Below are 20,273 nucleotides of genomic sequence, written 5' to 3' on the forward strand. Positions count from 1 at the left end.
GGCATGGGTTACCCACGCTTACCCGGTGTGATTCCGTCCTGTAAACCGGTACATCCCTTTCGGCACCGTGATCTCGAACCGTGCACCGAACCCGAACGTTCCGGTCTCGGCAATGGTAATGCCCGTGATCCCGAGGATCTCCTGCGAGAGGAAGAGCCCAAGACCGGTGTTGTGGCCAAATCCCTGCTGGAAGATCTGTGTCTTAATCTCCGGCGGGACGCCCGGCCCGTCATCCTCGCAGGAGATCACGAGCCCATCCCCGGTCTCGCGAGCAGAGAACCTGATCTCCGACAGGTGCTCCCCGCCATACCTGATCGCATTGTCGAGCAGGTTGAAGAAGACCTTTTCAAGGAGCGGGTCGGCAAAGATCTCGAGATCGGAAAATCCGGTATTCACATTCACCTTGCCTGCGATGAGCGAACGCGTAATGCCGGTAATGGTGGCATTCACGTTGTGCCAGACCGGGGTCTGAACGCCCAGTTCCTGGTAATCCCGGGTGAAATTGATCTCCCGGTTGATAATCGCGGCTATCTGCTGTTCCTTGGTGATAAAATCCTTCAGGGTATCGTTGTCTGCATAATCGAGGGAGAGATCGAGATACGTTGCAAGAGCGGTGAGCTGGTTGAGGATGTCGTGCCGGGTGATGGTCGAGAGCAGGTTGAGTTTCTTGTTCACATTGAAGAGGGCATCCTCCGCTTTCTTGCGATCGGTGATATCCGTCGCGATCTCAAGGCGTACGAGCCTGCCGTCGGTCCACCGGATCGCCCGATCCCGGCACTCGTACCATCGTGAGGTTACCCGGTTCTGGTACTCCCAGACCAGCACGTCTGTTGGATTCCCGGTGTCATCCACAAGTTTGTTGTTGGTACAGAAGGAGCATGGCCCGGTCTGCCCGTCCTGGATGGTTTTCCAGCACTCTTTTCCGATAATGTCTCCCCAGACGTGCCGTCCGCGCTGGTTCAGGAAGAGGACCTCGCAGCTCTGCATGTCGGCAACATAGACCAGCGCATCAAGGCTGTCCATGACGGTCCGGAAGCGCACATTCGATGCCTGCACCGCTTCTTCTGCCCGTTTGCGCTTCGTGATGTCCCGAGAGATCCCCATGACGCCGGTGATGGTGTTGTTCCGGTCCCGGATCGGGACAAGGAGGGTGTCCTGCCAGTTCTCACCGGTGGGAAGCGGGAGGCTGCTCTCGATCTTGAGCGGCAGGCCGGTTGAAAGGACGCGTCGGATACTCTCCCTTTGGTGCTCCCCCGTGTCACCTGAGAACAGGGTGGAACGCGGCGTCCCTACGAGTTCTGCCCGGGAATGCCCGACCGAGTCTGCCGCAAACGTGTTGACGTACACGATCCTGTCGTCCCTGTCGATAATGAAGATGAAGTCCCGGGCCGACTCGGCCAGTGTGCGGTACCGCTCTTCGCTCTCAGAAAGCCGCTCCCGGGACTCCGCGAGCTGGGCAAAGACCGGGTCAATTGCCATGGCGAGCTGTGAGATCTCATCCTCCCCGTTTTGTGCTGACGGTACCGTACTATCCCCGGCACTCTTCCTGGCCCTCACCGTCCTGATGATGCTGTTGAGCCGCGAGAGGATGATCCGGTCCACAAAGAGCAGGATACATAGAATGATGAAGACACCGGCCACTGCAAGGCTTGAGAGGAAGGTGACGATACCGGCCATGCCGGTGTTGTAAATATTACGGGGTTCTGACACCCGGAGGTAATACCTGTTGGGAGTGTTTGTGTCATCGAGCGGGACATATCCAGAGATATTCCCGTTGTTATCGGCCCGTATCTCGCCCGGGCGGCCGGATGAGAACCGGGATACAGCACCGGCAAAGGGTGTGCTGTCCTGAAGATCCTCTGAAGGAACGATGGTGATGGTATAGCCTTCCCTCTCGGAGAGGCCTGCAAGGTACCGGTTGTCCAGCCTGCGGACGAGGTGGAGGCTTCCTGTGGCCGGGCCTTCAAAATCATCGGTAAGGATGGGATGGGAAGCCATGAAGACCGGCCCGTTCGTTGTATCGGTGATCGCGACCGTCCCGTTCTCTGCTCCGGTGAAGTTGGTTACCCTGACGATATCCGTGATATCAGCGATAAGTGCATCTGGTACCGGTGAGAGTTCATTCGCCGTGGCATTGTACTGGACGGTGTAGATGAGGTGGCCTGATTTGTCGTAAATGAAGACATAGTCCATCGAGAACCGCGAGAAGAAGTCCGTTCCCATGTTCTGGCCGACCCAGCCCGGATTCTCTCCCTGCGCAAACCGGTAGGTTTCAGTCCAGGCAGAGTAGTCCCGTGCTGTGGAATAGGCGGTTCTCATGTCGATCTCCATTGCTTTCAGCGTGGATCCGACTGCGTGTCCCACCTCATAATTTTCCAGGTGTTGGTAACTGGACTCCATGGAGATGGCAGAAAAGATGGCGACCAGTGCAAATGCTATAGTGAGGGTGATCCCGATACCAAGCAGCAGTTTAGTCCTGAGATCCATTGGCTGGCCTTACCTGAACCGGACAAGTATGAATAGTGTAAATTTAAATATTGGTATTTATATCTGGCGGGGAATTGCATGTCCTGGTGTCCGGCCATGGTTTAAAACCAATGAAAGGAATGATCCTGCTATGAGCCTGCCGCTTGGCACGAGGAATACCTGTATCTCCTGGCGATGCCAAAACGGATGCAGCACATGTGGAGCTGTCACTATGGACAGGAACTATCTTGCACGCTATCTGGAACCCTCGCCAGTCATCGATTACCCTCATCCTGATGTTGCAAAAAAAGCCCGGGATCTTGCCGCAGGCTGCACTTCGGACCGGGAGATCGCGGAATGCTGTTTCCTCTTTGTCCGCGACGAGATCCTCCACAGCTGGGATCACAGGAAGAACCCGGTGACCCTGAAGGCGTCAGACGTGCTCCGGTACCGGACCGGCTTCTGTTATGCCAAGAGTCACCTTCTTGCAGCGCTCCTCCGGGCAAACGGCATTCCCGCAGGGCTCTGTTACCAGCGCCTCGTGTCGGGAGAGTTCGGCCAGCCGTTCTTCCTGCACGGGCTCAACGCGATCTGGCTTGAAGGGTATGGCTGGTACCGGGCCGATGCCCGTGGCCTCAAGCCCGGGCACGATGCGGCGTTCACCCCTCCGGTGGAAGTCCTGCCCTATGTGGCACGGGTGGAAGGCGAGGCGGAACTCCCCGAGATCTGGGCAGAGCCCCTGCCGATCATTGTTGACGGGCTCACCCGGTATTCTGATATCGAAGCGGTGCGCAGACACCTGCCGGACATCGAGGTTGCGAAGATCTGAACCGCGGAGATCAGCATCCCCCACCCTTTTTACCCTCGCAGGAAAAATGCATGGTACCTATGGACAAGATCCCCCTTGAGATGGAGGGCGAGGAATCGGCGATCCGGTTCCGGGACTGCTTCTCGGTCCGTTACCTCCAGTCTGCCGCGGTACTCTGCCGGCTCGGGTACGCTATCGAAGAGGCCGGCCGGGGGAACGGTAGACAATCCCCTGACCTCCTCATCCGTCACGAGGCCTTCATCCTCAACTCGGTCCTGTCAACTGTCGCGTTCCTTGAGTCCACCATCAACGAACTCTATGCCGATGCTGCCGACGATGCCTATTTCTTTGCTGACGAGGAGCACGAGGCGCTGCTCAGGACAATAGGGGAGAAGTGGCGAAACGAGAAGAACTTCGACCGGGCCCCGATGATCAGCAAGTACCAGAAGATCCTCACCATTGCGGGAAGATCACCCTTCGATGAAGGAGATCAGGCGTTTGCAAATGTAAAGACCCTGATCGAGATCCGCAACCACCTCATGCATTACAAGCGGGAGTGGGTGGTGATCCGTGAAGGCGCTGCGGCGGGAGAAGGCGAAGAAACCATGGTGGAAAAGATCGAGAAACTTCTCAGGAAGAAATTTGCTGCCAACCCGTTCGCTGCAAAGAACCAGCCGTTCTTCCCGGATAAGTGCCTTGGGCATGGCTGTGCGGAATGGGCGATCATCAACAGTGTCATCGTGACCGATGAGTTCTACCGGCGCCTTGACCTGCCGGCGCCGTATGAAGGGATCCGGGACGAGCTGGCAACGCGATAGGTTTTCATGTTCCGGCACGATGAACGGAACCTCTCAACAATCCCGCCCCCCTCTTGTGCCAGAACAGGAAATACCGTACTTCGCAAACCGGGGATCTCCCCCTTCTGTGAGAACTTTCCAGAGCGTCTGATCGCTGGAATACTATTAAAAAAGGGGATGGGATCTCTCACTTCTTCCGGCTTTTCTTCGTCTTCTTCTTTGACTCTTCATCTGACATCGACATCAGGTCGATGATATAGGAGCCTTCCTTGCCCACGCTGACAATCCGCTCGTCGGTCTGGGCCATCTTCTCGAGGTTCAGCTCATATGAGCCGGGCGCAACGATCCGGATCGTCTCGACCCGGTCGTACATCTCCACCTGCTTCTTCGCCGGGCCGCCAAGCTCAAGGACTTCCTGCTGGCTCTCCTCTGCTATCTCGTCGATCGTCTTCTCTTCGAGAACGTCCTTGTTGATCTCTGCTTCCTTGACGTAGAGGAACTTCTTGCCGCCGCAGCTCTCGCACCCTTTCAGGATCTCGGTTGACCCGTCCTTGTATTCCCGCCCGCATTTCGTGCACTTGTGCGGCATCGCCCTTCACCCGAAGTACTCGAGCATCGTCTCGTAGAGGTCTTCAACATTCCGGCCTTCGAGCCCCGAGATCGCGACAACGGGGTGCTGGGGAAAGGCGCTGCGGATCCGTGCCGGCGCCGCGTCCGGCAGGTCGATCTTGTTGGCGACAATGATCACCGGCAGGTTCCGGGCCTCGATGATCCCGATCATCATGATATTGACCTGCATGAACGGATCGGTTGTCGAGTCCAGCATGTAGATAACGCCGTCGATATCCTCGCGGAGCCAGTGCATAGCCTCGGCGACACCTTCCGTTGCCTCGCGGGCCCGGATGATCGCCTCATCCTTCTCCATCCCGAACTCCAGGAACTCGTGGTAATCGATCTTGGTCGTGACACCGGGAGTATCGACGATATCCATGACAACGGTGTTCCCGTTCGCACCGGAGATGACGATATCCTCCTTCTTTCGTGCCCTCCGGGTCTCGTGTGGGATCTCACTCACCGGGCCGACCGCGTCACCGGTCCAGTCGCGGGCAATGCGGTTGGCGAGTGTTGTCTTCCCCGCATTCGGGGGACCGTAAATACCGATCCGGGTCCGCTTCTTCTTAAAAAACCGGTTAAGGAAATTGGAAAATTTCTTCTTTACCCTGCCAAAGGTCTGATAAAATATCTTCACTATTCACCTCGATGGGAATGCAATGTGGCCCGGATAATCCCGGCTCAATCGATTCACCATACTGCCTTAGTAATGTATTGAATACGCAGTTTATTATGTTTCTTATCCCTGAAGGTACACTCCCACGCCGGTAAGGGAACGTCGGGCTGCCTGAATATTACTGTCCCGCATGGATTGCCGGCACGGCCACATTGTATTTATACAAGGGGAGGGGAGTATGCTAATTGTAATCATCAGCACAAGCACTTCAAGGAGGTGACTCATGAAAAAGACAAACAACGCAATCCGGGTTGAGACCCATGTCCCCCTCAGGGAAGTGATGAAGAAAGACCCGATCATGATCGGCATTGATGCCACTGCAGCAAAAGCCGCAAAGGCGATGTGCACCGGAGAGGTCGGGAGCGTCATCATCCTCAAAAACATGAAGCCCATCGGCATCGTGACCGAGGAAGACCTTACCTGCAAGGTGGTGGCAAAAGATCTCAAACCGAGCACTGTACCGGTAATCGATATCATGAGCACGCCACTCATTACGGTGAGTGCGGAGAAGACTGTAGTGGACGCTGCCAAGATGATGGTGAAGCATAGGGTAAGGAGGCTTCCGGTCGTCGATACCAATAAGAAAGTTATCGGCATCGTGACCGTGCGGGATCTCCTTACCGTCTCCAACGAGCTCAACGAGCTCCTCACGGATGTTATCGAGATCAACCGCGAGGAGATCGTCGAGCAGGGCGTATGCGACCGCTGCAGCCAGATGTCTGATGACCTTAAGCGGGTGGACAGCGTTTTGCTCTGTCCCCAGTGCCGCGAGGAGGACAATATCAGATGAAGACAGCACAGGATTTCATCGTAGAGATCCCTGTGCTGAAACCAAGTGACCAGATAACCAAGGCACGGCAGATTCTACGAGATGACCGGTTCCGGGAAGTCTATGTCGTGGACGCAAAGAAGAAGCTCCTCGGCTATATCGATATCACGGATGGCCTGCGGGTGACCGCAACCAAATCGAACGTGACTGTGGAGGGATTTGTCCGGGAAGCGCCCGTGGCACATCCCCCCGATGCGATCGAGCAGGTGGCAGGAACGATACGACAGTTCCATACGGACAGCGTGGCAGTAGTCGACGACAGATCGCACGTGGTCGGCGGGGTCCTCATAGCTGACCTCTTCCCGGTGATCATATCGCGGAACGAGCTGCACGGCCCCGTATCCCGGTTCATGTCCCGCAAGATTGTCTCAGCAACACCGGACGATGATATCCAGAAGGTGTACACGATGATCATGGAGAGCGGCTTTGCAGCCTTCCCGGTTGTCGGGAAGAAGCGCCTCGCAGGGATCATCTCCCGGCGCGACCTCATCAGCAGCAGGCGGGTGAGATCGGCACTTGCGCAGCACACCCATACCCCTGTCGGGGACGTGATGACCACGGATGTTGTCACGATCGCCCCGGATGAGCCGATCAGCGCTGCGGCAGAACTGATCGTCCGCCATGATGTCAGCATCCTGCCGGTGGTGGACGGGGAACACCTTGTCGGTGTTGTCAACCGCCACGATGTCCTTACAGCACTCGCATGAAGGCATTACACAGGAAGACACGAGGAAAAACCAGGAATATGCCGGGGCGAAGATGTCCCGGGAACCAAAAGGAAAACACCAGAAACGGAGGGCATTAATGCACCAGAACGGCCGGATTGCCAAACAGGGCGACCGGCTCTTAAAAATGCCAGGGACCCTCGACCGGGGCCCGGTGGAGTTCAAGTCCCATATAGCAGAACAGGCCGGGGAGATCATGGCGATTGCTACCCGCGACGTCGTATCGGCACCGCCGACGCAGAGTATCCTGGCGGCCGTGGAGCAGATGACGAAGTGCGGGTTCCGCCGGCTTCCTATCACCGATGCCGGCACCGGCACGCTGCGGGGGATCATCACCTCGGGGGATATCATCAATTTCATGGGGGGCGGGGACAAGTACAAGCTTGTCGAGGTCAGGCACAACGGCAACCTGATCGCCGCGGTCAATGAACCTGTCCGATCGATCATGACGCAGCAGGTAGAGACGCTTCATACTGACGCCCGCATCCGTGATGCCATTGACGTGATCGTCAGTAAAAAGATCGGCGGGTTGCCGGTGGTTGACAAGGACGGGATCCTTGCCGGGATCGTTACGGAACGCGACGTCCTGGGGGTGCTCGCCGCAGAGCACAGTGCGCTGCGGGTCGAGGACGCGATGAGTTCGGATCTCCGGGTCACCGCCCCGGACTTCCCGATTGCCTCGGTCACCCGCGACCTGACCCGGCACCATTTCCGGCGCTTACCGGTGGTGAGCGATGACGTCCTGTACGGGATTGTCACGGCAACGGATATCATGCGGTATCTCGGGAGCCGCGAAGCCTTCTCCCGCATGACGACCGGCAATGTCGCGGAAGTGACCGGCCTTCCGGTCCGGACGCTTGTGGCAGGCGAGCTCTTCACGACGACCCCCGAGAAGACCATCAACGAGGCGGCCCGGGAGATGCTCACCCGGAACATCGGGGCCCTGCCGGTGATCGAGGATTCGCGCCTGATCGGACTTGTCACCGAGTTCGATCTCGTGCGGGAGTTTGCAGGAGGGTAAGAGCAATGTATGCCCGCGATGTGATGACCGCAACTGTCTTTGTCGTGGATCCGAATGCTACGGTTGCGCATGCCCGGAACCTGATGGTCCGGCACCATATCTCCCGTCTCCCGGTCATGGAAGACGGGAAGCTTGCCGGTATCATCACCAAAAAGGACATCGCCTACCGGATGCGGCAGGCAGAGCCGGCCTGGCGCCGCCGCCCCCTGGACCGGATCCCGGTGGGGGCGCTCATGACGGAGATCCCTCTCGTGGTCGCACCTGACACCAGTGTGCGGGAGATTGCACGGATGTTCGTTGACAAGAACATTAGCAGTGTCCCCGTTGTGGATGAAGGTGTAGTGAGGGGTATCGTGACCAAGACCGATCTGATGAAATCCGCCCTTGTCCGGGCATTGACCTGCCCGGCCGGGGACGTGATGGAGGATGTAGCAACGGTCAGCCGCTACCACTCGCTCGACCACGTGGTCGGCGTGATGCGCGAACGCAATGACAAGGTGCTGGTGACGGACGATGACGGTACCCCTGCCGGTATCATCACCGAGACGAACCTGGCATTCTACGAAGACGAACCAAAGATATCGGGTGTGGTTGAAAAAGACATAGCCATACGAAGACGCGAAACGGCGGACGGGCCGGGCGGGCAGAACCTGATGGTGATCCCCCCGGTAGCCGCAGAAGACCTGATGACGAGTCCCGTGATCACGGTCCACGCGGAGACACTGCTTCCGGACGCCATTGCACTGATGGAGAGACACCATGTCAACAGCCTTGTTGTCATGGACGAGAGCACGATAGTGGGGATACTAAAACGCGACGATATCATAAAGGAAGTGGCGAAATGACAAAAGAAGTTTTTATCAAAGACGTAATGGCAAAGCCCGCAACCATAGCAAAATCAGCCAAGATAACCGAAGCGCTTGATAAGATGCTCGAGTTCGGCCTCGATCCCCTGATCGCCGTCAATAACAACGCGGTGGTCGGCACGGTCTCACGGCAGGCAATCGCAGAGAAGCTGGGGAGCAAGCAGAACTCCAGCCTTGCCCCGACTGCCATCCATGTGGCAAGCGTGGTCGAGGAGGACTTCACCAGTGTCTATCCGGACCAGAACACGAACGTCCTGATACCCCTTCTCCAGAAGTACAAGCTCGTCGTGGTCTACGATGCCGATCACAAGCTCATCGGGCAGGTCTCGGCCGGGGACCTGCTGAAGAAATACCAGCCCGAGGACGGGATGGAGAGCGCGATCGAGAAGGTGCTGACTATCGAGGCAGACGAGCGCGTTGTCCACCTCCGGCGCCGGATGCTGGACGACAACATCAACCGGTTCGTGGTGACGGAGCACGAGAAATACACGGGCATCGTGACCGAGACCGACGTGGCAATCGCCATGCGCGAGTTCCGCAAACAGGTGGACGACAACCACCAGGACCACCGGATCCGGAACCTGCTGGTCAAGGATATCATGAGCTCCCCGCTCATCAGCGTGGAACGGACGGCAAAGGTGGCCGATACCGTTGCCCTGATGCTGAAGAAGAATATCAGTTCTCTCCCGGTGATGGACAAGGGCAAGCTGGCAGGCGTTGTCACCCGGCGCTCGCTTGTCAACGCACTCTGATCCGGGACCCGATCCAATCTCCCTTTTTTATAGTGTTCCGACACCGGAAAATTCCCGGTTCTGGTTGTATGGGCCTATTCCCCCAGTTTAAAAAAGATAATGATTCATCTGGACGCTGTACAGTCCGCCAGGTTATTCCGGTGTGAGCGTTCCCCCGTTCGTCAGGGTATACGTCTTCCCCCCCAGTGCACGGTTGGCCGCAAGGCTTGCATCATAGGTTACCGTGTGGCCATTACCGTTGATGTTGGTGATGCTGGTGCCCGAGATCCCGTCGGTATCGGAAAGACTGGCCAGCTCCGAATCGGCGGTGACGCTCCACGAGCTGGTTGCATCGAGGGTCAGTGCTGCCGAATTGATGGCACCGGTCAGCGATGCGCCGTTCTTCAGGGTTGCGTCAATCGAGCTGATACTGTCGGTGACGAGCGAGCCGGTCAGGGCGGTGTTTTCAGCAGTAAAGGTAACCGTACCGCCGTTGCTCCCGGAGGTGCCCCAGCGGGTTGTTCCCGCTGCGTTGATGAGGGTATCCGAATTGCTGGTGACCTTCACGCTGTCCAGCGTGATCCTGGCATTCGTGTTCGTGACGAAGAATGCCGGGCCGGCTGTTGACGTGTAGGAACCGCCATCCATCGTGAACGTTCCCGTTCCGGCATCGGCATCGCCGGACATGCTCTGGTAGATCATGGTGCCGCCGGTCTTCGCCACCCCGCCGGTCAGCGTGGTGTTCTCAAGGATGATGGAGTTGAAGCCCTCGATGACCGCGGCTTCCGAACCGGTTGCGGTAGCCGTAGCATCCGTAACCGTGATCACACCCGTCGAATATATTGCCGGCGAGTCAGTACCGGAACAGATGATTGTTCCCCGGGTTGCCGTTACGGTGCCGCTGCCGCGGTCCGTTGCAAGGGGTGCACTGTTGGCCCCTGTGGTGTCGATATCGACATCGGTGAGGACCAGGGTGCCGCCGTTCGTTGCCATGACGCCATGGCCCCCGCCACCGGTTGCCTTGATGCTGACCCTGTTCAGGACGATGGTCGACCCGGTACCGGTCGGGAATGCGCCGTTGGCGCCGCTGCCGCTCGTGGTGATACTGCCGCCGTTGATCGTCACTTTTCCCCCGTCAGATGCGAGAACCGCTGCATTGAGGCCGTAGAAACTGCTTGCATCGCTCGACGAGGTCTCGCCGGTTGTTATGATGGTCGGGTTTATCAGGGTGAGGTCGCCGTTGCCGGTGACATAGACCGCTGAGATATCGTTGGTAGACGATGAGTAGGTCTTGCCGGTCTCGCTCGCGGTCCCGCCATCCAGGGTGTAGGTACCGCTGAACGTGTACGATGACGAGCCGGAACTGCTGCCCCCAGGTACCCCGCTGCCCGTCTGGCCTGATCCTTCGGGACCTCCCTGTCCCCTACCACCCGGCGTTGCCCCGCCGGTTCCCATGCCCCCGGAAGACGAGTTGCTCCCGGGCATCATACCCCCCGGGCCCCCCATGCCGTTTGAGGAACTGATGTTTCCTCCCCTGGTTCCCGGTGGAGCCGCACCGGCTCCCCAGTCCCCGAAAGACGAGTTGCTCCCGGGCATCATACCCCCCGGGCCCCCCATGCCGTTTGAGGAGCTGGAGTTACTGCCGGGAGGCATGCCCCCGGGGGGACTGCTGCCGGATGTTGTGCTGGCAGCCACGGCAGCATGGTCCGCAGCAGCGGCATTTCCGGAGGATGCGGTAGTTGACGAGGTGCCGGTGCACCCGGCAAAGGCTGCAACAGCCAGGATCAGAAGTCCTGATACAATGAACCATCTGTTGACTTTCATACGGAAATCATACCTTTTTCATCACCCTGACATCCCGCCGATCTCTTATATTCGTCACATGGGTGACGGTCAAATAATGCATAGATGACGGGATGTATTGAACATATACGTATCATGAATGAATCCCGTCCATCGATCCGTCACGCGTATGTAGTTCTCCCGCCAATATCCCCCTGAGGAGATACCCGTGAGAGACGATGTACTGTTCAGGACCATGACCCGGGAGGAAGCTGGTATGGCGATCGCATGGGCCGCACGTGAGGGATGGAATCCCGGTCGTGCAGATGCTGAATGTTTCTATGCCACTGACCCGGATGGTTTCTTCTGCGCTGAAACGGACGGGAAGATCGTCGGGATGGTCTCGGTGGTCAACTACGATGACCGTATCTCGTTTTACGGTCTCTTCATTGTGGACCCTGCATACCGGGCACAGGGAATCGGGATGCAACTCTACCGATATGCGATGCGCCATGCCGGTTCACGCATTGTGGGTTGCGACGGTGTTGTTGCAATGGTGGAGAAGTACCAGAAGGATGGCGGGCTCTTCCTGCACTACAACAATGCACGGTACGAGGGGACCGGCGGCGGGACGATGCCAGCCGGGCTCGTACCGGCACGGGACGTGGACTTCCGGCTGCTTGCGGACTATGATGCAGCACACTTCCCGGCCCGGCGGGAGCGTTTCCTCCGGTGCTGGGTGCAGCACCCGGGCCATCACGGGCTTGCACTGCTGGATAATGAGGGGAAGATCCTCGGGTACGGCGTACGGCGACCCTGCCAGGCCGGTCACAAGATCGGGCCGCTCTTTGCCCGCAACCGGGCAACCGCAGAACTCATCCTCGACGGGCTCGTGGCAGGTATCCCCGGCGAGCAGTTCTATCTCGATATCCCGGTCCCGAATACGGGTGCTGCCGCTCTCGTGAAGGACCGCTCCATGAACCCGGTCTTCTTCACCGCCCGGCTCTATACCACGCCGGAACCCGTCCCGCTCCCGCTGGATGAGATCTTCGGGGTCACCACGTTCGAGCTCGGTTAAGCCAGGGCAGTATCGGTGGCGGCGTAAGAGGACGTGAATGAACTGTCCGGTACGACAGGCTGGTGCAGTCCGATCATACCCTGCATGAAAACATACTATCGAACAAATAATACCTGACCGGATCCTTTTTTTATTGTCAGCGTAGAGTATTGCATGTCCAAGACGCCGGTACTTCAGGACATCTGTTCTGTCGGGCAGGAACGTGCCTGGTCAGCAGGGATGCCGCATGAAACTCAGGAACCGCACGCTCCTTATCCTCGGTCTGGTCTTCCTCTTTCTTTTCGCTGTGATAGCGGTAGTCTCGTTCAGCATAACCATGGACGGCCTTGACCGGCTTGAATACACCGACATGAACAAGGCTTTCGGCCAGGTGAGATCCGGTATGAACGGGGAGTCCTCACTGCTCCTGAGTACGTCGCAGGACTGGGGATGGTGGGATGAGACCGCCTCCTTTGTCGCCACCAATGACAACGGATATGTCCAGCGGAACCTGAATCCCGAGAGCCTTAAGACGATCAACGTCCCCCTATTTCTGGTCCTTGATCCTGAAGGAAATCTTGTCTATGGCCGGATCAGGTCACCGGATTTCCAGCAGGATCAGATCCTTTCTGAAGAGATCCTTCAGGATATCCGGAACACATCCGCGTTGGTTCACCATACAACGGATGATCCGGGGACGGCCGGTGTGCTGCTTTTACCCGAAGGGCCCATGTTCATCGCATCAACCCCCATCCGTTTTTCTGACAAGAGCGGACCCCCGATGGGAACGCTCATCATGGGGAGGTACGTGGAAAACGGCCCCCTCCAGAGAATCGAAGCCTCTACCGGGTATGTGGTTCTCCTCTCCCGGGAACGGCCGGGTGCAGGGAATGAACAGTTCAGGGCACGGGAATACCAGCTGGATGGCGTACAGACCGTGCTTGTTCCGGATAATGAGAGCACGATAACGGGATACCGCAGCATCGGGGATCTCGCGGGCAGACCCCTTGTCCTCGGGGTCACCATGCAGCGTGATATCTACCGTGCAGGTCTTGCCAATACCTCTACCGACCTCCTTCTCCTTTGTCTCTGGGCGGGTATCACGGCCCTTATTGTGGTCTTCATTATGGATCATATGATTCTCCGGCGCATCGACGCCCTCTCAAACCGTGTCAGAACCCCCGTGGAAAATCCTGATAATGGTGTTCCTGTCCTCGCGGGCAATGACGAACTGGCGGCACTCGAACGCACGATCCTTGCATCCCGGGCGGATCTCCAGATGAGTGAGCGCCAGCTCCGGATATTCATCAATGCCCTGCCGGACCCGGCCGGCCTGTATTCCCGTGATGGAACCATTCTCTTCGCCAACACGGCGCTTGCGGCATTCCTGAACACGCCGGTAGACGAACTACCAGGAACGCATGTCAGCGATCATCAGCCCCGGGACAAACTGGGGAAATACGTTGCACAGGCAGAAGAGGCGATCAGGAAGAAGGCATCTGTCCAGTGCGAGGTTGAGTCCGGTGGGAAGACCCTTCTCATCACCCACTACCCGGTCTTCGACTCCAACGGGGAGGTTATCCAGATCGGGCTCCTGACGTTCGATATCAGCGAACAGAAACGGCTGGAGAATGCCCTCCAGAAAGTCACCAAGAAGGTTGCGCTCCTCAATACGGTGATCTTCAATGATATCCAGAACAAGGTCTTTGTCCAGCGGGGATATCGCGATCTCCTGCGAAAGGAACTCACCGATCCCAGGCATCTTGATCTCTTAAAGAAGCAGGAAGATGCCGGGGCGGGGATCGAGTCCTCGCTTGCGTTTGCCCGGGAGTACAGCGATCTGGGGGTCAATCCCCCCCGGTGGCAACGCGTAACCGAAGTGATGGCGTTTGCGATATCCCACCTTGATTACAGGGCTCTGCAGCGGGACTTCCATCTGGCGGGACTGGAGATCTATGCGGATCCACTGCTGGAGCGGGTCTTCTTCACCCTGGTGGAGAACACGCTCCGGCATAGTCGGCATGCCACGGTCCTGCGGGCAGAGTATACGATCACCGGCAACGGGGCAGTTATCGTTATCGGGGACGATGGTTGCGGTATCCGGGCGGAAAACAAGGAGCGGATATTTGAGAAGGGCACGGGTACAGGAGGAGCAGTCGGGCTCTTCCTCTCGCGCGAGATCCTTTCCATCACCGGGATTACAATACGGGAGACCGGGGAGCCTGGCAAAGGGGCACGGTTCGAGCTGCTGGTGCCGGAGGGGTCGTACCGGGTGAACAGAACCTGAAGCGGATGTGGCAGCGATGCCGGATATCTCCAGTGCGGGGCAGGATACAGGATCTACCGGAATCATCTTTAACCAGAACTGAACAGGATACATATAGTTCATCCCGGTTACTATGAGCACGATTACCGCCCTGTATGTGGATGACGAACCGGATCTCCTGGAGATTGCACGGATATTCCTGGAAAAAACCGGGGATCTGACGATCGATACCTGCTCGTCACCCCTTGATGCCATGGAGAAACTGCGATCCGTACGGTATGATGCCATCATCTCGGATTACCAGATGCCGGAAATGGACGGCATCACCTTTTTAAAAACCGTCCGATCCAATGTGGGCCCGATCCCGTTCATCCTCTTCACCGGCCGGGGCCGCGAGGAGGTTGTCATCCAGGCCATCAACCATGGTGCGGATTTCTATCTCCAGAAGGGTGGTGACCCCAAGGCGCAGTTTGCCGAGCTGGCGCATAAGATCCGCCAGGCAGTCCAGCAGAAACGGGCAGAAGCGAGCATCCACGACCACGAGCGGCGGGAATCGGATATCATCAATTTCCTGCCCGATGCAACGTTTGCCATTGATATGAGCGGGCATATTATCGCGTGGAACCGGGCAATGGAACGGATGACCGGGGTGAATGCCCCTGCCGTGATGGGGAAAGGCGATTATGAATATGCGATCCCGTTTTACCATGAACGTCGCCCGATTCTTATCGATCTTGTCCTCCGGAACGACCCGGCTGATCCACACTACCCGTTTATCAAGCGGGATGGCAAGACCCTCTTCTCCGAGATCACGATCCCCCATTTCAATAACGGCACGGGTGCGGCCCTCTGGTTCACGGCATCCCCGCTCTACGATATGCAAGGCACGGTGGTCGGGGCCATTGAATCGATCCGGGACATCACGGACCAGAAACGGATCGAGGAGGCACTCCGGGAGAGCAAGGAAAAGTTCCGTGAGATGGCAGATCTCCTCCCCCAGATCGTGTACGAGGCGGACTGCCACGGCCTTCTCACCTATGCCAACGCCATTGCGTTCCAGCTGTTCGGGTACACCCGGGAGGATTTTTCCCGGGGGCTTCATATCCCGGACATGATTGTTCCCGAAGAACGGGAGCGGGGAGTACGTGCCATGAGGGATATTCTGGCCGGAAAACCGCTCCCGGCCGGCGGCCAGGAATACCAGGCCCTCCGCAAGGACGGCAGCACGTTCCCTGTCACGATCTATACGGTTCCCATCGTCAGGAATGATCGCATAACCGGGCTCCGTGGAATCATCGTCGATATCTCCAGCAGGCAGCAGGTGGAAGAGCAGCTCAGGGAGAGGGAGCGGTTCCTTACCACCCTCATGAGCCACCTGCCCGGTTTTGTTTACCGGTGCAGGAACGACCGTGACTGGACGATGACCTATATCAGCGAGGGATGCCGGGACCTGACCGGGTATGCACCCGCGGATTTCCTCGTTGACCGGACCATCACCTTCAATGCTCTCATCCACCCGGATCACCGCGAACGGATCTGGCAGAAGTGGCAGACCCTGCTGGGCCGGCTCGAGGTGTTTGAAGATGAGTATCCCATCATCACGAAGAGCGGGGAGACCCGCTGGGTCCAGGAGCGGGGCCAGGGCATCTTTTCCGAGGACCACCGTCTGTTGTTCCTGGAAGGTTTTATCGCGGATGTGACCCGGCGCAGGAGCGTTGAGGAGGCACTGGAGAAGAAGAGCCGGTACTACGAGCTGCTGCTCCACACATCAACGGATGCCATCCATGTCATGGACAAGGACGGGAGACTGCGGGAATGGAACGATGCCTTCCTGTCCCATCTCGGCTATTCTGCGCAGGAAGCGGCGCATCTGACGATAGCGGACTGGGATGTCTCCAGGAAGATCGATCAGTTCGCTCTGTGGATTGCAGGATTGATCCGGGAAGGAGGGATCATTGAGGCCATCCACCGCAGGAAAGACGGCACGCTCAGGGACATGGAGATTACCACGACCGCTGTCACAATTGATGGGGAGAAACTGCTCTATGCCTCGGCACGGGATATCACCGAGCGGAAACGGGTGAACAGAGCTCTTTTCGAGAGTGAAGCCCGGTATCGCAATATTGTTGAATCGTTCGAGGACCTGTATTATGAAACGGATGCGAAGGGGATCATCCGTTTCCTCTCGCCCTCCTGTTATCCCCTCACCGGGTGGACGGTTGCGGAACTGACCGGTAAACCGGTGACGACGGTTTACTCTGATGAGAAATACAGAAACGATCTGACTGTTGCAATACAGGAGACCGGCTACGTGCGGGATTTCGAGATCGTGCTGAATAAACGTGACGGTACTCCTACGCCGGTATCCCTGTCCGCCCACATAATCAGAAATCCCGGCGGCTATCTGGCGGGTATCGCGGGGTCGCTCCGGGACATTACGGACCGGAAACGGGCAGAGGTGGAGATCCAGAGGAGCAGGGAGCAGCTGGCCCTCGTGATCGCGGGGTCCGGTGCCGGGTTCTGGGACTGGAACATTCCGGAAGGCCGTCTCATCATCAACGAACGATGGGCAGAAATTATCGGGCATTCGCTTGCCGATCTGGAGCCGATCTCCGTAAAGACCTGGGAAAAATACTGTCACCCGGATGACCTGAGACGTTCCGAGATCCTGCAGCAGCAGCACTTCACTGGTGAAAACCCGGTGTACGAGTCCGAAGCCCGGATGCTTCACGCTGACGGGCACTGGGTCTGGGTGCTCGACCGGGGAAAAGTCGTTGAATGGGATCACGAACACCGCCCGGTGAGGATGACCGGGACGCATATTGACATTACCCGGATCAAACAGATGGAGAGCGCCCTCCGGCAGGCAAATACGAAACTCAATCTCCTCAACAGCATCACGCGCCACGATATCGTGAACCAGCTGACGTCGCTCAAAGGGTTCCTCGAACTGTCCCGGATGAATCCTGCCGACACCGCTTCCGTGGCGGGGTTCATCGACAAGGAAGAGAGTATTGCCAAAACGATCGAGCGGCAGATCGCCTTTACCCGGTATTACCAGGATATGGGGGTGAAAGATCCTGCGTGGCAGAATGTGGAGGCGAGTGCCCTCGGAGCGGCAGCAGCCCTGCCGATGCGGGGAATCTCCCTGTGCATCGAGCGCTCCGATCTTGAGGTGTACGCGGATCCGCTCTTTGACAAGGTCTTTTATAACCTGATTGACAATGCCCTCCGGTACGGCGGGGACCGGATGACTGCCGTGCGAATCTCCTGCCAGGAGATTGCTGACGGGCTTGTTCTTGTCTGTGAGGATGACGGGGCTGGTATCAGCGATGAGAACAGGAAGCGCCTGTTCGAGCGCGGGTTTGGTAAAAATACCGGTCTCGGGCTGTTCCTTGTCCGTGAGATCCTCAGTATCACCGGTATTACCATCCGGGAGACCGGCACGCCCGGTATCGGGGCCCGGTTCGAGCTGCTGGTGCCCAGAGGATCGTACCGGTTCGCCCGGTTGTGAGCGGGACGTGGTCCGGATTTTTCAGGAACCTGACCGACCGCGAGGGCTCGTACACTTTTACCCCCTCCGACCCCCTCCAGCCCAACGATCCTCATGGATATGCAATTTTACTTCGTAAAACTGGCATTTTTTTCAGGTAAACCTGTAGGGTGGTTGTAGGGGGTCGGACCACTTTTTTGTACAGACAGGGAGCTTTGGGAGTGTGAAAACTTTGAAATTTTACTGTGAGGAATTTCCTGGAAGACCGTTGTTATGCGGATCTGAAATAATGTGCCCGACCCCCTACCTGTCTCATACAGGTTTCATTCTGTCCGTTCATTTGTTGAGGGTTTGGCTGGATAACCTCCTGTACACCTATGATTAAATACACATACATACACAGTATGATTATGGCCACGAAGACTATCAGCATCACCGAAGATGCTTACGAGCGGTTGCGTGCGCTCAAGAAAGACGAGAGAACGAGTTTCTCTGAAGTGATTGTGAAATATTATCCGGTAAAGCGCAGGTTGTCTGATGTACTTGCCGAACTCGGGGATTGTACCGAACTTGCGGACTCGGTGGAAAAAGTCTCCCGGGAGATGCGGACAGCAACGCTGCGTGAGGTAAAGTTCTGATGCCTGTTGCAGATACTTCGTTCCTCATCGACATGATGAGACGGGATCCTGCAGCACTGCGGCGGTATGACGAGTATGAGCGCCAGGATATCGCGCTTTCCACCACTGCGATTACTGCCATGGAACTGTACAAAGGAGCATATGTGTCAGGGAACCGCAGGAACGTGGAGAAAGCAGATACGATCCTGGAATTATTCAACCTGCTTCCGCTCGATGAAACGGTATACCCGGTATTTGGCAGGATCGCTGCGGGGCTCTGCCGTGACGGTAATCCCATCGGGGATTTTGATGAAGCGATTGCAGCTATAACACTGTGTAACGACGGGGAGATCATCACCCGCGACCGGCATTTCGAAAAGATACCGGAACTGAAGGTTATAGCCTACTGACTTCTGTCTCATTGCTATGGGACCAATACCATTTCACTGTATATGTGCTGGACCGGGTGGGCAGTTTTCACGTCGACAGGGCACCCACGGTATTTAGCTGCATTTGGACGCTGAAACGGGGTCCGGGCCAGAATTCAGAAGGTGGTTAACCGGAGGTCACTTTTTGATCCGGAGTTCCGGGACGACTATTGTTCATCCTTGTGATAGAGAGCGAGGAAGACCAGAGTATCCTTGCGCTTATCATACCAGTACGATAACCGGAATGGCGGGATGTAAACTTCCCGGGTCTGTTTGCGGCAATAGCGCATCGGTTTTCCGAGACCCGGGTTCCCAATAATTTTTTTGATCTGGTGCTTCACATGCTCCTTGAGCCGGGCATCGCTGATCTTACGGATTGTCTTTTCAAAGTGCGGGTCGTAAGCAACGATTACCATGAATCCATCTCTTCGATGAAGTCACCTGCGTCTTTCTTAGTGAAGGTACCTTTGGAATATTCTACGAATGCGGCTTCGGTTTTTTCCGCAAACAGGATGTCCTCCCGCAAGGCCGGTTCGATGTCGGTCAGCGGTTTAAGAATGATCCGTTCTCCGTCCCTGATGATCAGGATCTTTTCACCTTCGGGAAGATCGGTTCGCATCGAGGCAGGAATAACAACCTGGCCTTTGGAACTCATACGGGTAATTGCAACATCCATGGCCAATCAGTAAGATATGTCTTACATCATTCCATATGAGTTTTTGTATAATCATACCGGACCCGAAACGGTTGTTGCCTTCATCAGTTCCGGGAGAATCATATACAAAGCTGCACATACTTAGATACAAGGTTCGGTAACGAGTACGCATCGGACTTCATGAGTACCGTGCGATGCGTGAACCTGACGAGATCCCTCCTGCCTCTGGTAGGAAATCTACGCAACGCTTATTACCCCACCCTTACCATATAATAAAGCACCATTCATGGAGCAGCGACTATCCGTTGCGAGTGTCTGAGAAGATGCGAGATTCCTCTGTTGAGGTAGCCAAGCCTGGTATGGCGCAGGTTTGCTAAACCTGTGTCCGAAAGGACTCGGGAGTTCAAATCTCCCCCTCAGCGCTAAAAAGAGACAGTCTCACAA

General features: G+C 56.8%; 18 protein-coding genes and 1 tRNA gene. 13 read left to right on the plus strand and 6 right to left on the minus strand.

Translation table 11 applies throughout. From position 1 onward, the window contains the following. Positions 1-18 precede the first annotated feature (18 nt). Positions 19-2,487 carry a CHASE4 domain-containing protein gene (locus LUQ43_RS12180; protein WP_299968122.1) on the minus strand — a complete coding sequence of 823 codons (2,469 nt, stop codon included), beginning with the start codon at positions 2,485-2,487 and terminating at the stop codon, positions 19-21. Positions 2,488-2,698: 211 nt separating this feature from the next. Between LUQ43_RS12180 and LUQ43_RS12185 the strand changes: the two genes are divergently transcribed. Continuing rightward, a complete protein-coding gene (locus LUQ43_RS12185; RefSeq protein WP_299968124.1) occupies positions 2,699-3,295 on the plus strand; it encodes a transglutaminase family protein in 597 nt (198 codons plus the stop codon). 59 nt (positions 3,296-3,354) lie between these two features. Continuing rightward, positions 3,355-4,092, plus strand: coding sequence for a hypothetical protein (locus tag LUQ43_RS12190; protein WP_299968127.1), 738 nt, complete (start codon positions 3,355-3,357; stop codon positions 4,090-4,092). Positions 4,093-4,258: 166 nt separating this feature from the next. Here LUQ43_RS12190 and LUQ43_RS12195 read toward each other — a convergent pair whose 3' ends face one another. Next, on the minus strand, positions 4,259-4,660 hold the full coding sequence (locus tag LUQ43_RS12195; RefSeq protein WP_299968130.1) for a Zn-ribbon domain-containing protein: 402 nt from the start codon (positions 4,658-4,660) through the stop codon (positions 4,259-4,261). Positions 4,661-4,666: 6 nt separating this feature from the next. Beyond that, the gene (locus LUQ43_RS12200; RefSeq protein WP_299968171.1) at positions 4,667-5,314 is read right to left on the minus strand and encodes an Era-like GTP-binding protein; all 648 of its coding nucleotides are present in this window, start codon (positions 5,312-5,314) and stop codon (positions 4,667-4,669) included. Positions 5,315-5,582: 268 nt separating this feature from the next. On the opposite strand from LUQ43_RS12200, the gene LUQ43_RS12205 reads away from it, so the two are divergent. From LUQ43_RS12205 to LUQ43_RS12225, 5 genes are all read left to right on the plus strand, one after another. Continuing rightward, a complete protein-coding gene (locus LUQ43_RS12205) occupies positions 5,583-6,149 on the plus strand; it encodes a CBS domain-containing protein (protein ID WP_299968133.1) in 567 nt (188 codons plus the stop codon). Next, positions 6,146-6,895 carry a CBS domain-containing protein gene (locus tag LUQ43_RS12210; RefSeq protein WP_299968136.1) on the plus strand — a complete coding sequence of 250 codons (750 nt, stop codon included), beginning with the start codon at positions 6,146-6,148 and terminating at the stop codon, positions 6,893-6,895. The genes LUQ43_RS12205 and LUQ43_RS12210 overlap by 4 nt, the downstream gene beginning before the upstream one ends. A gap of 97 nt (positions 6,896-6,992) precedes the next feature. After that, positions 6,993-7,934: a CBS domain-containing protein gene (locus LUQ43_RS12215; RefSeq protein ID WP_299968139.1), complete on the plus strand. Its 942-nt coding sequence runs from the start codon at positions 6,993-6,995 to the stop codon at positions 7,932-7,934. A 5-nt stretch (positions 7,935-7,939) separates the two neighbouring features. After that, positions 7,940-8,779 carry a CBS domain-containing protein gene (locus tag LUQ43_RS12220; RefSeq protein ID WP_299968142.1) on the plus strand — a complete coding sequence of 280 codons (840 nt, stop codon included), beginning with the start codon at positions 7,940-7,942 and terminating at the stop codon, positions 8,777-8,779. Further along, the gene (locus LUQ43_RS12225) at positions 8,776-9,552 is read left to right on the plus strand and encodes a CBS domain-containing protein (protein WP_299968145.1); all 777 of its coding nucleotides are present in this window, start codon (positions 8,776-8,778) and stop codon (positions 9,550-9,552) included. The genes LUQ43_RS12220 and LUQ43_RS12225 overlap by 4 nt, the downstream gene beginning before the upstream one ends. Before the next feature lie 132 nt (positions 9,553-9,684). Here the strand turns inward: LUQ43_RS12225 and LUQ43_RS12230 are convergent, their stop codons facing one another. Further along, positions 9,685-11,355 (minus strand): hypothetical protein, encoded by a 1,671-nt coding sequence (locus tag LUQ43_RS12230; protein ID WP_299968148.1) that lies wholly within the window; start codon positions 11,353-11,355, stop codon positions 9,685-9,687. A gap of 187 nt (positions 11,356-11,542) precedes the next feature. Here LUQ43_RS12230 and LUQ43_RS12235 point away from each other — a divergent pair, with 187 nt between their 5' ends. From LUQ43_RS12235 to LUQ43_RS12255, 5 genes are all read left to right on the plus strand, one after another. Beyond that, positions 11,543-12,391, plus strand: coding sequence for a GNAT family N-acetyltransferase (locus tag LUQ43_RS12235; protein ID WP_299968151.1), 849 nt, complete (start codon positions 11,543-11,545; stop codon positions 12,389-12,391). 226 nt (positions 12,392-12,617) lie between these two features. After that, positions 12,618-14,657, plus strand: a complete 2,040-nt coding sequence (locus tag LUQ43_RS12240; protein ID WP_299968154.1) for a CHASE4 domain-containing protein — start codon at positions 12,618-12,620, stop codon at positions 14,655-14,657. Positions 14,658-14,769: 112 nt separating this feature from the next. Continuing rightward, positions 14,770-18,150, plus strand: a complete 3,381-nt coding sequence (locus LUQ43_RS12245) for a PAS domain S-box protein (RefSeq protein ID WP_299968157.1) — start codon at positions 14,770-14,772, stop codon at positions 18,148-18,150. 389 nt (positions 18,151-18,539) lie between these two features. Continuing rightward, a complete protein-coding gene (locus LUQ43_RS12250; RefSeq protein WP_299968160.1) occupies positions 18,540-18,767 on the plus strand; it encodes an antitoxin VapB family protein in 228 nt (75 codons plus the stop codon). Next, on the plus strand, positions 18,767-19,156 hold the full coding sequence (locus LUQ43_RS12255; protein WP_299968163.1) for a type II toxin-antitoxin system VapC family toxin: 390 nt from the start codon (positions 18,767-18,769) through the stop codon (positions 19,154-19,156). The genes LUQ43_RS12250 and LUQ43_RS12255 overlap by 1 nt, the downstream gene beginning before the upstream one ends. A 185-nt stretch (positions 19,157-19,341) precedes the next feature. Here LUQ43_RS12255 and LUQ43_RS12260 read toward each other — a convergent pair whose 3' ends face one another. Continuing rightward, on the minus strand, positions 19,342-19,590 hold the full coding sequence (locus LUQ43_RS12260) for a type II toxin-antitoxin system RelE/ParE family toxin (protein WP_299968166.1): 249 nt from the start codon (positions 19,588-19,590) through the stop codon (positions 19,342-19,344). After that, positions 19,584-19,850 carry an AbrB/MazE/SpoVT family DNA-binding domain-containing protein gene (locus LUQ43_RS12265; RefSeq protein WP_299968168.1) on the minus strand — a complete coding sequence of 89 codons (267 nt, stop codon included), beginning with the start codon at positions 19,848-19,850 and terminating at the stop codon, positions 19,584-19,586. The genes LUQ43_RS12260 and LUQ43_RS12265 overlap by 7 nt, the downstream gene beginning before the upstream one ends. Positions 19,851-20,167: 317 nt before the next feature. On the opposite strand from LUQ43_RS12265, the gene LUQ43_RS12270 reads away from it, so the two are divergent. Then, a tRNA-Ser gene (locus LUQ43_RS12270) sits at positions 20,168-20,251 on the plus strand. The last annotated feature ends 22 nt before the right edge of the window (positions 20,252-20,273 follow it).

This window comes from Methanoregula sp., assembly GCF_028679125.1.
Classification (GTDB): Archaea; Halobacteriota; Methanomicrobia; order Methanomicrobiales; family Methanospirillaceae; genus Methanoregula.